Source organism: Subsaximicrobium wynnwilliamsii (assembly GCF_007997225.1).
GTDB classification, from domain to species: domain Bacteria; phylum Bacteroidota; class Bacteroidia; order Flavobacteriales; family Flavobacteriaceae; genus Psychroserpens; species Psychroserpens wynnwilliamsii.
The window spans coordinates 1-15,176 of record NZ_VORM01000010.1; the positions used below are offsets into that span (position 1 = coordinate 1).

Here is a 15,176-nt window from a genome sequence, read left to right on the forward strand (position 1 = left end):
ACCTCTTACCATTCCGAACAGAGAAGTTAAGCCCGTTTGCGCCGATGGTACTGCATCTCGTGGGAGAGTAGGTCGCCGCCTTCCTTGAAGTCCCCAACACATACGTGTTGGGGACTTTTTTTGTTTGGGGCTGTTTCTGAAAATGAACGGAAACGGCAATTTGAAGGATCAAGTCAAAAAGTTGTGGGATTCTACGATCAAGCAAAAATTGTTGTTAGTCTATATAGGAAGAGTTCTACATTTCTAACACCCCTGAACTGCGCTCTAAAAGCTTTTATTTTTGCATTGAACGATTCTGCAGAAGCGTTGGTGCTTCTGTTGTCAAAGTAGTTCAGTATATTTTGATAATGGATTGACATTGTTCTGGATATGGTGTTAAAGCTTTTAAATTTCGCCTGTCTAACTTTCTCATCCCACTTTGCCAATCTTATCAGTGCAGAGGTCTTGTCCTTTGTATTATTAAAAATCCAAGATAGGTTCTGGCATAATCTATATGCTTTTTCCAGATCGGGATAGCGTTCAAAAAGTATTTCCGCTCTTTTAGATTGATTTTCAGTCCATTTACTACTTGTACTTATAGAGTAGATATCTGCTCCTTGGAATCAAGTCATAAAGTTGTGGGACTTTAAGATCATGCAAAAATTGTTGTTAATCTATACAGGAAGAATTCTACGTTTCTAAAACCCATATAATTTGAGGCCACCCTTTCATTGAATACTATTTTAGCAATACTGAAGTATTTTTCGATGCAATTTCCGGCATTTAATCGATTAAATACTCACTTCTTGTCTATGACTTCCTCCTCGAATCCAAATTGCTAATTCTTTAGGAGTAACAATTTATCAGTTTCCTTTAGTGCTGATGCGTTTATCTCTTCAACAAATTTTCAGAAGGATTTGTGAAAAATTCGCCATCTGAACTAACGTTAAAATATTGTTTTTTAACGACTTAGCATCTGCTTGTGTTTTTCATAAGTTCTAGGTCAATCGAAACTAAAATCAAGTCAAAAAATAAATTATCCTTGTTAAATGCTGCTGGTCCTGATCTTGAGCAATACTTAAAACTCGCAAACGTATCACTACTAAGTCTTCTTATGTAATCTATTTATACGTTTGAGCCTATTTAGTCTGTTCTCAGTTACATTTTTATACCTGAGAGCGCTTTGAATAGCTGGTTTTTTGCTTGTAATCTGCATAAACACCCGTGTAGATGTTGGGAACATTGTTTACCTAATCTTTTTTCGGAGTCTGAAATATGCCAAATGAGGGCGTCGTTCGTAGCAGAGCTTTTGCCCTTTTTTAGTACTTGTTTATGAGCGGGAATGAGTTAACCCAAAATTTATAAAAGATGTATCACTTTGAAGCGTTTTTGTAGGTTGCTGATTTTTAACCTTAACTTAGACCATCTTCGTATTGACACTGTAATATTTTATTGGTGCCTGCTTAAAAGTTTAATAGGATTCTATGCTCTGCTATTAGCATCGATTAAATTAGATAGGAAGAGTGAAGATTATGTAGGGTCAAGTTACCGGGGCTTTATGATACTTTTCTGTAGGTGCCTTTTAGGTTTGGTGTGCTTAGTAACGTTTCGCTTTTAAATATAGGAAGATTTTGATTTTTTTTTCCGTTGCAGAAACTATAATGGTAGTATTATGATAGTTAATTGCAATCTTTTAAAAAATGCTACGTGTAGTCTAAGCGTTTGTTCTTTGAATTCCAGTGATATTTATTGAATGAATTGTGTTTATAAGTATTTTCAATTTCATTGGCGTTTCTTAAACATACTATCCATGATGGTCTTTAATCCCTTAAATCCAAAGTAAATAGCTGAACCACAAGCTATTAAGGCTACTATTAAAATTGGGATATATAATGGTTTTTCTTTATTACTCAACGCGATGTAAAGTAAGGTGGGGCCCAAGAACATCAAGGCGGCAGATAGAGCCATTGTTTTTACGCCTTTGACTAAAATATCTTTATCGGTTCTATTTGTCTCTTCCATCTTTATAGTTCATTAGCGCGGTTCTTACATTCTTGTGCCGCTTTATTAATGTTTGCGCTTCCTCTTTTTCAATATTGAGTTCTTGCATCAACATGGTGACAGCTCGCTCCACCAATTTAGTGTTGCTGAGTTGCATATCTACCATACGATTGCCTTTTACTCTACCCAGCTGAATCATTACTGAGGTTGAAATCATATTGAGTACGAGCTTTTGAGCGGTACCAGCTTTCATCCTGGAACTTCCGCTTACAAATTCTGGCCCAACTATGACCTCTATTGGAAAATTGGAGGTTTTGGCTAATGGGCTATCTTGATTGCAAGTGACGCATCCTGTAATAATATCATGTTGATTGCAAGCTTCTAAAGCTGAAACCACATAAGGCGTAGTGCCCGATGCCGCTAAGCCAATAACAACATCTTTAGCTGTTATTTTGTGAAATTGTAAATCGAGCCACCCTTGAGTTGTTGAATCTTCTGCAAATTCTACCGCATTTCTTATGGCAAGATCGCCACCGGCAATAATGCCTATAACCATTTCTGGAGCTACCCCAAAGGTTGGTGGACACTCTGATGCGTCGAGAATTCCCAGGCGCCCGCTAGTACCTGCACCAATATAGAAGAGTCTGCCTGCATTTTTCAATTTGTTCACAATTTGTGCCACCAAAGCTTTAATTTGTGGTAGTGCTTTTTCCACCGCTATAGGAACGCACTGATCTTCTTTGTTGATATGACCCAAGAGTTCATTAACAGTCATTTTTTCCAGATGATCGTAATTGGATGCCTGTTCAGTTGTTTTTATGAATGTCATAATGTAAAAATAGCCATTTTTTTAAGCGTTAGTGATAGAAGTGGCATCCTTTATGCAAATTGAAAAGCTTGTTATAAACTCTCATGCGATAAGCCTCAAATGTCTAATATTAAAATAGTTTCGATTTGCATAAAGATATAACGGATAGCACGGCTCACTTGCTCCTTAGAGCAAGTGGGTAACGCCCAAATTATTGTACGGTATATATAAGTTCAGCTACCTCAGACAACCGAAAATACCCAAGCGGAAAATGATCTGGATTGGTTTGGTTGATGCAATTTCCTCTTACTGTTGCAGGTTGAGTTTCAAATGGACCACCGCCTCCTTCTGAGCTCTGTTGCAATAAAATGAACATGTACTCATAGAATCTTTTTGATATACCATGGTTTCTAATGGTTACTATATCTCCAGACGCCAAGTCTTCTTCGCTATAGAAGCCGAAAATTTGATTGCCATCTGTAAAACGATCCTCGTAAACTTCAAGGTTGGGAATTTCAACAATATCGGTTATGAATTCGAAAAAATAATAGTTTTCTTCATTGGCAGGATCGGTGTAAAATGCTTTCAACTCGATGTCTTCTCCACTAAAACCGCCTTCATCATTCTGTTCTACGTAATCAATGTTTACTACAGGCATCAAGGTTTCGGTAGCAAAATAAGTATCGCCATCATACAAAATGGAAAGTGTGTAAGTGGCGTTGAGCTCTGTAATAAAGGTGTTATTGGTGTAAATACCAGATTCCCCTTCTTCTAGAAACTCAAAGCTTTCATTATTATCTTTTGTAATTGATACCACGGCACCGGTTGCAGGTGCTATTTCTGGGTTAAAAAAAGGCGTCAATAGCGTCAATTTGATCTGTTGGTCTAGACCCATGCTGTCTTTATACCAGTCGATAGAAGCATCAATGACCAATTTTGGTGCCGCTTCATTAAGGTCAACGTCAATCACATCTTCACAGGAAACGAATAGCAATGTAAGGAGTATGGCTATGTATTTTTTCATGATCTAAAACTTAAAATTATAGGAGACAGAAGGGATGATCCCAAAAATCGCCAACCGTGTGGCCTCATTTACACCCGTACTTCGATTTTGGCCGAAGGTAATCGAGGCTGCGTTTCTTCTATTATATACGTTGTATATGCTAAAAACCCATTCGCCTTTCCACCGCTTTGCACTATTGGGTTTTGGATTATAGGTGGCCGCAAGATCCAAGCGGTTGTAAGCGGGGAGCCGGCTAGAATTTCGTGCTTCAAAGTTTGGGACGATAATTCCGTTGTATTCATATTGACCATTTGGAAATGTGGATGGTTGTCCCGTTGTGAATATAAAATTACTGCTAAAATTCCATCTTTTGTTGAGTTCATAATTTCCGGTTAGGGAAATATCATGGGTTTTATCATAAGGGGTGTAATACCAGTCGCCATTATTGATTCCAATTTCTTCAGGTGTTCTGCCTTCGGTTTGTTGTTCAGACTTTGATAGTGTATAGGATAGCCAGCCCGTGAATCTACCTTCATTTTTTCTAAAAAGCACTTCCAGACCATAAGCTCTAGACCTTCCGTTTAAAATAATTTGCTCAATGGCATTGTTGGCAATCAAATCAGCACCGTCCACATAATCGATACGATTTTTGATTTTTTTATAGAAGCTTTCCACCTCAAGACTGTAGGCATTATTGTTAAATGATCGAAAATAGCCAATGGCGACTTGATCCAAAATTTGAGGTTTTACAAAGGTACCACTTGGCGTCCAAATATCTAAAGGTGTAGGCGAATTGGTGTTTGAGAGCAGGTGTAAATATTGGCTCATCCTGTTGTAGCTTCCTTTAACTGAAGAATAGTCGTTTAATTGATAAGCTAAAGATAATCTAGGTTCAAAATTCATGAAGGATTTGAGTACTTCACTTCTTCGGAAGCTGCTGGAACCAATAGGAACTGCTTTTTCATAGATTTGTAACTGTTCATTAAATTCAATGGGGTTGTCATTTTCATATTGGTTGAGCTGGTCTTGTCCCAACCTTAGAAACGTACTCAGCCGAAGCCCATAAGAAAGCGCTAGTTTATTGGTCACTTGATGTTCGGCATCAATGTATATGGCATTTTCAAAAGCGTACTTATCTGTCAGTTTAAAAGGGTTGATCCCCGAAGTTGCAGTGGAAGGCTTGATATCTCCCGGATTAAATTTATAGTAGATGCTGTTGATACCATATTCAAGTTTGAAATCAGTGCTGATATAGTTTTTGAGGTCGTATTTCAAATTGAAATTTGAAATTCCCGAATCCCAATTAAATTCAACAAAATTAAGATTGAGACCGTAGAAGTAATCAGAATAAATAGCAGAAAAATTTGAAAAGAGCTTGTCTGAAAATAAATGGTTCCATCTAAAATTGACAACGGTATTGCCATAGGTGTTTTCAAAGGAATCTGAAATATTAAAGACGTCCCTACCGAAGTAACCCGAAAGAAATATACTATTTTTATCATCCAAGCGATAGCTCAATTTTGTGTTGAGATCATAGAAATAGGCTTTGCTATCTAAATCAAAAAGCGGAAGGAATAAATGGGCATAACTGCTTCTTCCTGCTAATAGGAAAGACCCGACTTCTTTCTTTATTGGACCCTCAACTAGTAACCTGCTCGAAACGATCCCAATACCGCCATTCATTTGAAATTTATTACTGTTGCCGTCTTTTTGGTAAATATCCAAAACAGAAGACACCCTACCCCCATATTTTGCGGGGATACCTCCTTTGTAAAGTTTAATATCCTTTATCGCATCTGGATTGAAAACAGAGAAAAAGCCGAAAAGATGTGAAGAATTAAATATAGTGGCTTCATCCAAAAGTATTAAATTTTGGTCTACTGCGCCACCTCGCACATTGAACCCTGAAGCCCCCTCACCCGCATTTGTAACGCCAGGTAAGAGCGTGATGGACTTGATCACATCCACTTCGCCCAAAACCACTGGCATTTGTTTGATTGTGTTTATGGAAAGTGCATTCATACTCATTTGGGGTTTGCGTATGTTGAGTCTTTCAACATCCCTTGTAATCACAATTTCATCAAGACTTTCTGAAGATGCATTGAGCTTGTAGTTCATGTTTTTGTCAGCGTCCAGAACTATGATTTCTTGGACCGGTTTGTAACCGAGATAACTAACACTGAGTGTGTATTCACCTTTTGGTAAGGTAATGGAATAAAAACCATATTCGTTGGTATTGGTACCTGTTTGCTCATCTGGAAAAATGATGTTGACCCCAATCAAAGTCTCATTGGTACTTGCATCGGTAATGATGCCGCTTAATGTAAACTTGTCTTGTGCCTGGGCAAAAACAGTAGAAACAATTAAAACAAAAATTATTACAATAAAGGATTTTGTTGTCATTAAAAAAATTTACCAAAAATAGGAAAAGCTCCATTTAAGAATGAAGCTTAACTAAATTAAAAAATTAAACCGTTATTAACCGTTGATGATTTTATTGAATGTATCACTAGGTCTCATGGCTTGAGAAACCAAGTCTTCTGTTGGTTCATAATAACCGCCAATGTTCAATGATTTTCCTTGTACCACAATCAATTCTTCTGAAATTTTAGCTTCATGCGCTTGGAGATCCCTAAAGACTTGAGCAAATTCATGTTTAAGTGCTTCATTTTTTGTTTGATTAGCCAAAGCTTCTGCCCAGAACATGGCCAAATAGAAATGGCTGCCTCTATTGTCAATTTCATTGACCACTCTAGAAGGAGACTTACCGTCGAGCAAAAGCTTTTCGGTTGCAGCGTCTAATGTTTCAGAAAGAATGATGGCTTTCTCATTGTCATTCACATTTCCAAAATGCTCTAAGGACATTGCCAAAGCTAAAAACTCACCCAAAGAATCCCATCTCAAATGGTTTTCCTCCAAAAATTGCTGCACGTGCTTAGGTGCCGATCCGCCAGCCCCTGTTTCAAATAAACCACCACCATTCATCAATGGGACTATGGAGAGCATTTTGGCACTGGTTCCCAATTCTAAAATCGGGAATAAATCGGTTAAATAATCTCTTAGCACGTTACCTGATACGGAAATTGTGTCAAGACCAGCCTTTACTCGTTCTAAAGTATAGTTTGTAGCTTCAACTGGCGAGAGTATTTTAATCTCAAGACCAGAGGTGTCTAATTTGGGTAAATATATATTTAGTTTTTTTATCAATTCTACATCGTGCGCTCTTTCATCATCCAACCAAAAAACTGCAGGAATTTTTGAGGCTCTTGCTCGAGAGACCGCTAGTGTTATCCAGTCCTCGATTGGTGCATCTTTAACCTGGCACATTCTCCAAATATCACCTTGTTCAACATCATGCTTGGTCAAAATTTCACCATTTGCATCCATGACTTCCACTTTACCATCGGAAGCAATTTCAAAAGTTTTATCGTGAGAACCGTACTCCTCAGCCTTTTGGGCCATCAAACCAACATTGGGCACTGTACCCATGGTGGTGGGATCAAAAGCACCGTGCTTTTTGCAGAAATCAATGGTGGCGCTAAAAACGCCCGCATAGCTACTATCTGGGATGACTGCTTTTGTATCTTGCAGCTTGCCCTGCGCATTCCACATTTTTCCTGAAGTACGAATCATTGCCGGCATGGAGGCATCTACAATCACATCACTTGGGACATGTAGATTGGTAATTCCCTTATCGGAATTTACCATAGCTACTGAAGGTGCATTTTCAAAGGATGCTTCAATATCTTTTTCTAGTTGCTTGCGTTTTTCAGATGGAAGCTGGTCTAACTTATCGATTAAATTTGCGAAGCCATTGTTGGGATCGAAGCTGATTTCATCGAAGAGTGTATCGTATTTTTTGAAAAGATCCTGAAAGTAAACCCGCACGGCATGGCCGAAAATGATTGGATCAGAGACTTTCATCATGGTGGCTTTTAGATGCAAGGAAAACAACACGTTTTTATCTTTAGCATCCTTTACCTCTGCTTTTAAAAATTCTATCAATGCTTTTTTGCTCATAACGGTGGCATCAATAATTTCGCCCTTGAGCAAATTGAGATTCTCCTTTAGCACTGTGGTGTTTCCAGAGGCATCTGTATGTACTATGTTTACCGAGGTGGCTTCTGGCAGGGTAATGGATATTTCATTATGTGCGAAATCGCCGTGGGACATGGTCGCCACATGGGTTTTTGAATCTGCAGCCCATTTACCCATGGAATGCGGATGTCTTTTCGCAAAATTCTTGACCGCTTTTGGGGCGCGTCTGTCTGAGTTTCCTTCGCGAAGCACTGGATTTACAGCACTGCCTTTTATTTTATCGTAACGCGATTTAATGCTTTTCTCTGCTTCGTTTTTAGGCTCATCAGGATAGTTGGGCAATTTATAACCCTTTGATTGTAATTCTAGCAAGGCGTCCTTTAACTGTGGGATGGAAGCACTGATGTTTGGTAATTTAATGATATTGGCCTCTTTTCTTTTGGCGAGATCGCCTAGTTCTGCCAGCGCATCATGAACCTTTTGCTCATCTGTGAGAAAATCTGGAAAATTAGCCAAAATACGTGCGGCTAGAGAGATATCACGTGATTCTACATTTATATTTGATGACTTGGTAAAGGCCTGAATGATTGGTAGTAATGAATGCGTTGCCAATGCAGGTGCTTCGTCAGTTTTTGTATAGATTATACTAGGTGTTTTTGCCATAGGAGGTTTAAAGTTTAATGGATTGGAATAAAACTAAATTATTTTTAGTGCTGCAAATATACAAAATTAGGAACGTTAAACGTAGCGGATTAAGTGGGTAAAAGGAGGGCTGGAATGGAAATGAAGCAGCACAGTTTATAAACGATAAAAGCCATATCACAGTAGTAAAACTACACTGATATGGCTTTTTTTGATTTAGTTCATCGCGAACGAGTTCAACTCTTAGGTTAAAAAGTAAGATTTTGAACTGGTGTTCTAAAACCTCACAAACGTTACAAAATGCACTAAACCAATGAAACTTTAAGTAACTTTCAAAATGTATTGACATGTTACAATTAAGTTTCGATTTTAACTGTTTTTCTTGATAGTATTAAATACTTTTAATGTCAAATAAATGACCTCGCATTAATACTATTGTTCCTCATCTTCACGTGCACTTTCGATTCTGCTACTCTTTTAGAACTTTTCACTACTCAATCTACCGCTGCGTGAACATCGATAACACTGACATAGCTTCATGATCACAAACCAAAATTGGTTTGACGATCTCAAAAAACAATTACATAGAATTTTTACATCCTATGGCAACAGACTGAAATTTGAAATAATTCAAAAACAAACAAGGTTTGTTATCTACTGCGTTACTAAAGTAATAAATTAAAGTGTGTTTTGCAAGTTAAACCGTGAAAGATATATCCACATCTTATTAACTAGGCTTATTAACAATAGTTCATAAAAAAATCCCTTTGCCAATTTAAACGGTCAAAGGGATTTATATGATGTGGTTTGGAAAGCTTATCTTCTAACTTCCTTGATTCTCGCTTTCTTACCAGTAAGACCTCTAAAGTAGAATATTCTTGCTCTTCTAACTTTACCTTTCTTATTGACTTCAATTTTTTGAAGTGCAGGCAAATTGATAGGGAAGATACGCTCTACACCTATGGTTCCTGACATTTTTCTGATGGTAAAGGTTTCAGTGGTCCCGGTGCCCTTACGTTGTAGCACAACACCTCTAAAAAACTGGGTACGTACTTTTTCACCTTCTCTAATTTCGTAATAAACGGTGATGGTATCACCTGCTCCAAATGCTGGAAACTCTTTTCTTGTTACAAATTCGTCTTGTACAAAATCTACTAAAGAACTCATCTCTTTATATTTATAATGGTTTGTTCGAAGCAACATTCACGTATTTCGCCAGAGGTTAATCCAAAACTGGCTGCAAAGATACTCTTTTTATTTAATTTCCAAACTGAATAAGTTCAAAGTTCAAGCTGAAGGTCTATTTTAACGTTGAACGTTTTGAGCCCGTTCACTATGAAAATGCTAGTCTCTTAGCAGAAGAACAATTAGGGTTAGCTTGAGAGCCTCGACACGATAATTCTTAATGAATCTTTTGACTTTTGGTGCATAGCCGCGCTGAAAATGCTTCCCGAATTCTTATTTTTTTAATCCAATAGATCAGGACGTCTTGCCTTGGTTCTCAAATAGGCTTGCTCTTCACGCCATGTTTCTATTTTCGGGAAGTTGCCACTAAACAACACTTCGGGCACTTTCATGCCGTCATACTCGCGTGGTTTGGTGTAAATTGGAGGTGCAAGAAGTCCGTCTTGAAATGAATCGGTCAATGCTGAAGTCTCATTGCCCAAGACTCCTGGAATCAATCTAATAATGGCGTCACACAAGACTGCTGCACCCAGCTCGCCTCCCGAAAGCACATAGTCACCAATTGAAATCTCTCGAGTGATGAATTTATCGCGAACTCTTTGATCCACACCTTTGTAATGACCACAAAGGATGATGATGTTTTCCTTTAAGGATACTTGATTGGCTATGCTCTGATTGAGACGCTCGCCGTCTGGCGTCATATAAATGATCTCGTCATACTCACGTTCGCTTTGGAGTTGAGTGATGCATTTGTCTATGGGCTCAATCATCATTACCATCCCTGCGCCACCTCCAAACTGGGTATCGTCTATGGCTTTGTAACCTCCAGTGGCATAATCGCGTAAGTTGTGAAAATGCACACTAACCAAGTCGGCCTCGATGGCACGTTTTAAAATGGAGGCCTCAAACGGACTCTTCAACAACTCGGGTAAAACGGTAATGATATCTATGCGCATGATTTTAAAATATGATTGCAAAGGTAATTTAAATGTAGTTATTTTCAGTTTGCAGTTTGCAGTCTTCAGTCTCCAGTATTCAGTTTGGAGTCTTCGGTCTTTGGTCTCCGGTCTTCAGTCTCCAGTTTTCAGTCTCCGGTCTTTTCTCCCTGTATTGGAGTGTTTCGTTTTTAATCTGCTTTCGCTTTTGGATTGATAGTTTAGCTTCGTGCTTCCAACGTTCCAATTTTTTCCAATCGATTTGCTCGCATATATAGAAACAACGGAAAACTAAATGCCAACGCAACCAAAAAGCTAAGAGGGATTATCAGCCACCAATACTTGATTTTGAGCTTTAGCGATTCATGAACCATCCAGACCAGAAAAGTGATGCCCACTACCGTGATGTCGGCAACTATGGATTGCGCTGGAATCGTGGTTTTGGTCAAATCTATAAAATTAAGAATGGAGGTGTCTGTTGCTGTCTGATAGAACTGAATATTAAAATACCATGTGTAAATCAGGCCTATAATGGCGAGTAGGAGGTAGAGGTGTTTGAATTTCATAAATTTCGATTTGACATGAAACAAAACATCTGTAAACTTACCAAAATCGATTCAGCGGGCTTACAGATGTTCTAAATATTGGTTGGTAGACAAATACTTCCGAAGAAATATCAGCTAAAAGATCAGTTATTCTTATGCTTGTTCAATTCATCCTGTAGTTGGCGTCTCACTTTTTGCTCGCGCTCGAGAGCTATTCTGCGGTGTTCCTCAAATTCATCTTCAGTCTCAGAAAGTGACAGTTGCGCTTGTTTGGTCACAGTATTGCTGTTCTTGAATCTATAGATAAAAAACAGAAGCAACACAATCAATACCGCAATGATGATCCACATAAGCATGCTGTAATTGCCCTTGCTCATTGGGATGCCAAACAAAGCCATATTGTCCTTCTCAGCGATGGTATTGTCAAGGTCAGTTTCGGTGCTGTTTAAATTCTTCTTTAAATCTGAAATCTCTTTGGTTTGTCTTTCAACAACCTGTTTAGTATCAGTGAGATCATTTCGCACCGCATTGAGCGAATCCATGGTATGCTCTTTTAAGGTGTATAACCAGGTTTTTTTGACGACCTTATAATCTTGATAATCATTTGACCGTTGTATAAGGTATTCAAATTGGTTGTCTATGGTGCCTTCGTTGAGCGAGAGCTTATCCTTGTCATCATCTTGTGCATTACTGTTCAAAAGACAAAATGAGCAAAGTATTGTAAGTGAGAGCGTTTTGAAAAAGTTCATTCTGGTTGGATTCAATTTAAGAGTTTGATTTTGAGCCGACAATATACTAAATTTATGAGTATTTGTTGAATTATGGTATATTATTTAGCCTCACAAATTGCGAGGTTAAATAATATACGCTGCTTAATAAATTTTAGATGTTTAATTCATTAATAATACGTAAAGCGTCTTACTTTGGAAATGTATTTGGCTAATCTAATAACTTGATGACTGTAACCATACTCATTATCATACCATATATATAGGATGGCATTTTTGCCATCTTTTCTCACAATCGTTGCCTTACTATCGTAAATGGAAGGAGCAGAGCTTCCAACAATATCGCTCGATACCAGCTCATCGCTCATTTCATATTTGATCTGTTCTACCAAGCAGCCTTCCAGAGCATTGTTTTTCATGACCGTATTGATGTCTTCTACGGAAACTTCTGTTTCCAAATCCAGGTTTAGAATTGCTAAAGAACCATTAGGAACTGGAACTCTAATGGCATTTGAGGTCAATTTTCCTTCGAAGGAAGGCAATGCTTTTGTGACCGCTTGTCCTGCTCCGGTTTCAGTAATGACCATGTTGAGCCCTGCTGCCCGGCCGCGACGGTATTTGCTGTGGAAATTGTCTACCAAGTTTTGGTCGTTGGTGTAGGCGTGGATGGTTTCCAAATGTCCGCTCACAACGCCAAAAGCATCTTGAACGGCTTTAAGAATAGGGGTAATGGCATTTGTTGTGCAAGACGCTGCTGAAAATATATTCACTTTATCAGGATCGTATTCCAAATGGTTAACACCATGTACAATGTTTGGAATGCCTTTGCCTGGAGCTGTTAGCAATACTTTTGAAACTCCTTTGGATTTGAGGTGTCTGCCTAGTGCGTCTTTGTCTCTAAAAGCGCCTGTATTGTCTATCACTAGGGCGTTTTTGATGCCAAAGGCTGTGTAATCGATGTCTTCTGGATGGTTCGCTGAAATCACGTTTACGGTCGTGCCATTGATAATCAAGGCTGAGTTTTTGACATCAATATTAACGGTGCCGGAAAAATTACCGTGCACGGAATCATTTCTCAATAAAGAGGCCCGTTTCTCTAAAACAGTTGCGTCTATTTTTCCGCGGGTTACAATCGCTCTCAAACGCATTTGACTGCCTTTTCCTGTTTTGGTCATCAACTCCCTTGCGACCAAACGACCAATCCTTCCGAAGCCATACAAGACCACATCCTTAGGTGGATTGACTTTGTTTTTCTTTGCGTTTTTAAGCTTTTCGGCAACGAAACCAGTGGCATTGCTGTACTTTTGGTCGTCCAAATGGAACTCATAGGTCAGTTTGCCAATGTCCAATTTTGCCGGTGGTAAATTTAAGTCTTTGATGGCTTGGGCAATTTCAACCGAATCAAAAATGGAAATGGGTTTCTTTACAAACGCACCAGCATACTCATGAAGATTTAAGATTTCGCTCACGTTGCGATCGATGAGCTGGTTTCTAAAAAGCACCAATTCAATGGACTTGTCGTACCAAAGGTCACTGATGATTTTAATGAATTCTACGGTTGCCCGTCGGCGGTCTGCTTGAAAAGCAAGTTCTTGTTCGTAAGTTCCCTGTAAAGGCATGATGTCTTTAAATTAAAGGTTGTGTTTTGATTTTAGCTTGCAAAAATACTATATTTCAAACGTTATCGTAACGATTTGATTAAAATAAAAACCCTTCAGAAATTTAATTCCAGAAGGGTTTTGATTAGTTTCGATAGTGTTGAAAAAAGGCTTATCTATTTTCAGTGAAATACACTTCCTTTTCTTTGAGACTACCGTCAATATATTTCAATTTTTCAATATTGTCAATCACATCATCGCCATACTGCGCTTTGAAATGTGCTAAATCCTCGATGTTATTGATGGCCATATCATTGATGCCCGTAATTACCGTGCCACGCGTAATCCCTAGGCGCTTGTACAAAAAGGCATTTTCGGTGTCGGTTACCATGACTCCGTTTTTGATGTTGTATTTTTTCTTGACCAAATCTGGCAAGTTTTGCAGTTTCATATCTATGAAATCGACACTTACAATATCGGTCTTAGATAGTTTTACTGAAATGGTCTTAAGAGTTCCATCACGTAACACTTCAACATTTACCACATCATTAGGGCGCTTTGTTTTGAGATAACCACTTAAATCTGAAAATTTGGAAATGGTGATTTCATCTAATTTTTTAATGATATCGCCTTCTTTGATACCCGCTTTCTTAGCACCAGATTTGTCCTCTACATTACTTACATAAACCCCATCAATTTGATTGATACCCTTATCAATGGCTTCTTTTGAATTGCGATTTAAGATTGAAACGCCTAAGATTCCGTTTTGAACGTCACCAAATTCAATAATATCTTCCACCACTTTTCTGGCAATGTTACTTGGCACCGCAAACGAGTATCCAATATAAGAACCTGTTTGAGATGAAATTGCGGTATTGATACCAATCAATTGGCCTCTGGCATTTACCAAAGCACCTCCTGAGTTTCCTGGATTCACTGCAGCGTCGGTTTGTAGGAAACTTTGTGAGTTTCTGCCAGAAAGATCTCTTGCCTTAGCGCTAATTATACCAGCAGTAACGGTAGAAGTAAGGTTAAACGGGTTGCCAACTGCCAAAACCCATTCGCCAACCTTTATAGTATCTGAATCGCCAAACTGAATGGATGGCAAGGGTTCGTCTGCATCGATCTTTAAAAGGGCTATATCGGTTTTTTCGTCAGTACCAACAAGGCGGGCTTCATACACCCGATTGTCATTTAAAGTAATTGAGATTTTATCGGATCCAGCAATCACGTGATTATTGGTGATGATATGTCCATCTGGCGAAATGATCACACCACTGCCAGTTCCTACTTGTGTTCTAGGCTGGGATTGCCTTCCGTAGAATAAATCCTGAAAGGTGGCTGGATTGGATACGATTGACGTGTTTTTTACGTGAACCACTGCATGAATACTGTTTTCCGCAGCTTCCACGAAATTCGGGGATTCAGCATGTATCAAAGCATTGGTCTTGGCATCCCCATTGTAATTTGCCGGTACAAAGTAGGGTTGATCAGCAGTAGAGACTTGCTCTGCCTGTGGAGCTGTGGCATTAAAGAAAAATAGATAGGCAGATAATGCGATGATGCCGCCTAGCATGGAAACAAAAACCAGAATTAAAAACTTTTTCATATAAGTATCGTTTGTTTGAAAATTTTGAAAATAGTGTATGTTGCTGAAATAAAGCCTTCAAGCGGCTTTCTTTGATAACGACCAAAGATAATTATTTATTGAATT

The 15,176-nt window shown here is 38.6% G+C and carries 12 protein-coding genes and 1 rRNA gene; 1 reads left to right on the top strand and 12 read right to left on the bottom strand.

The genetic code is table 11. The features are described 5' to 3' along the window. Window positions 1-84, top strand: a 5S ribosomal RNA gene (rrf, locus tag ESY88_RS10040); the annotation flags it as partial. A 113-nt stretch (window positions 85-197) separates the two neighbouring features. Here the strand turns inward: rrf and ESY88_RS10045 are convergent. The 12 genes from ESY88_RS10045 to ESY88_RS10100 form a co-directional block, all read right to left on the bottom strand. Next, entirely contained in the window at window positions 198-587 is a 390-nt protein-coding gene (locus ESY88_RS10045) for a transposase (RefSeq protein ID WP_317128680.1), read from the bottom strand. 1,174 nt (window positions 588-1,761) lie between these two features. Continuing rightward, on the bottom strand, window positions 1,762-2,001 hold the full coding sequence (locus tag ESY88_RS10050; RefSeq protein ID WP_147086640.1) for a DUF6095 family protein: 240 nt from the start codon (window positions 1,999-2,001) through the stop codon (window positions 1,762-1,764). Further along, window positions 1,985-2,809, bottom strand: a complete 825-nt coding sequence (gene murQ, locus ESY88_RS10055) for an N-acetylmuramic acid 6-phosphate etherase (RefSeq protein ID WP_147086641.1) — start codon at window positions 2,807-2,809, stop codon at window positions 1,985-1,987. Before murQ ends, ESY88_RS10050 begins: the two co-directional genes overlap by 17 nt. Before the next feature lie 190 nt (window positions 2,810-2,999). Further along, a complete protein-coding gene (locus ESY88_RS10060; RefSeq protein WP_147086642.1) occupies window positions 3,000-3,812 on the bottom strand; it encodes a DUF4249 family protein in 813 nt (270 codons plus the stop codon). Window positions 3,813-3,815: 3 nt separating this feature from the next. Next, window positions 3,816-6,194, bottom strand: a complete 2,379-nt coding sequence (locus ESY88_RS10065) for a TonB-dependent receptor (protein WP_147086643.1) — start codon at window positions 6,192-6,194, stop codon at window positions 3,816-3,818. Window positions 6,195-6,269: 75 nt separating this feature from the next. After that, complete coding sequence (locus tag ESY88_RS10070) at window positions 6,270-8,492, bottom strand: NADP-dependent isocitrate dehydrogenase (RefSeq protein WP_147086644.1); 2,223 nt, start codon at window positions 8,490-8,492, stop codon at window positions 6,270-6,272. A 795-nt stretch (window positions 8,493-9,287) separates the two neighbouring features. Beyond that, window positions 9,288-9,638: a 50S ribosomal protein L19 gene (gene rplS / locus ESY88_RS10075; protein ID WP_147086645.1), complete on the bottom strand. Its 351-nt coding sequence runs from the start codon at window positions 9,636-9,638 to the stop codon at window positions 9,288-9,290. Window positions 9,639-9,937: 299 nt separating this feature from the next. After that, on the bottom strand, window positions 9,938-10,612 hold the full coding sequence (trmD, locus tag ESY88_RS10080) for a tRNA (guanosine(37)-N1)-methyltransferase TrmD (protein WP_147086646.1): 675 nt from the start codon (window positions 10,610-10,612) through the stop codon (window positions 9,938-9,940). A gap of 200 nt (window positions 10,613-10,812) precedes the next feature. Beyond that, on the bottom strand, window positions 10,813-11,157 hold the full coding sequence (locus ESY88_RS10085) for a DUF2834 domain-containing protein (protein ID WP_147086647.1): 345 nt from the start codon (window positions 11,155-11,157) through the stop codon (window positions 10,813-10,815). 122 nt (window positions 11,158-11,279) lie between these two features. After that, complete coding sequence (locus ESY88_RS10090; RefSeq protein WP_147086648.1) at window positions 11,280-11,885, bottom strand: tRNA (guanine-N1)-methyltransferase; 606 nt, start codon at window positions 11,883-11,885, stop codon at window positions 11,280-11,282. 149 nt (window positions 11,886-12,034) lie between these two features. Beyond that, complete coding sequence (locus ESY88_RS10095; protein WP_147086649.1) at window positions 12,035-13,483, bottom strand: glyceraldehyde-3-phosphate dehydrogenase; 1,449 nt, start codon at window positions 13,481-13,483, stop codon at window positions 12,035-12,037. A 151-nt stretch (window positions 13,484-13,634) separates the two neighbouring features. Next, entirely contained in the window at window positions 13,635-15,071 is a 1,437-nt protein-coding gene (locus tag ESY88_RS10100) for a trypsin-like peptidase domain-containing protein (RefSeq protein WP_147086650.1), read from the bottom strand. Window positions 15,072-15,176 lie beyond the last annotated feature (105 nt).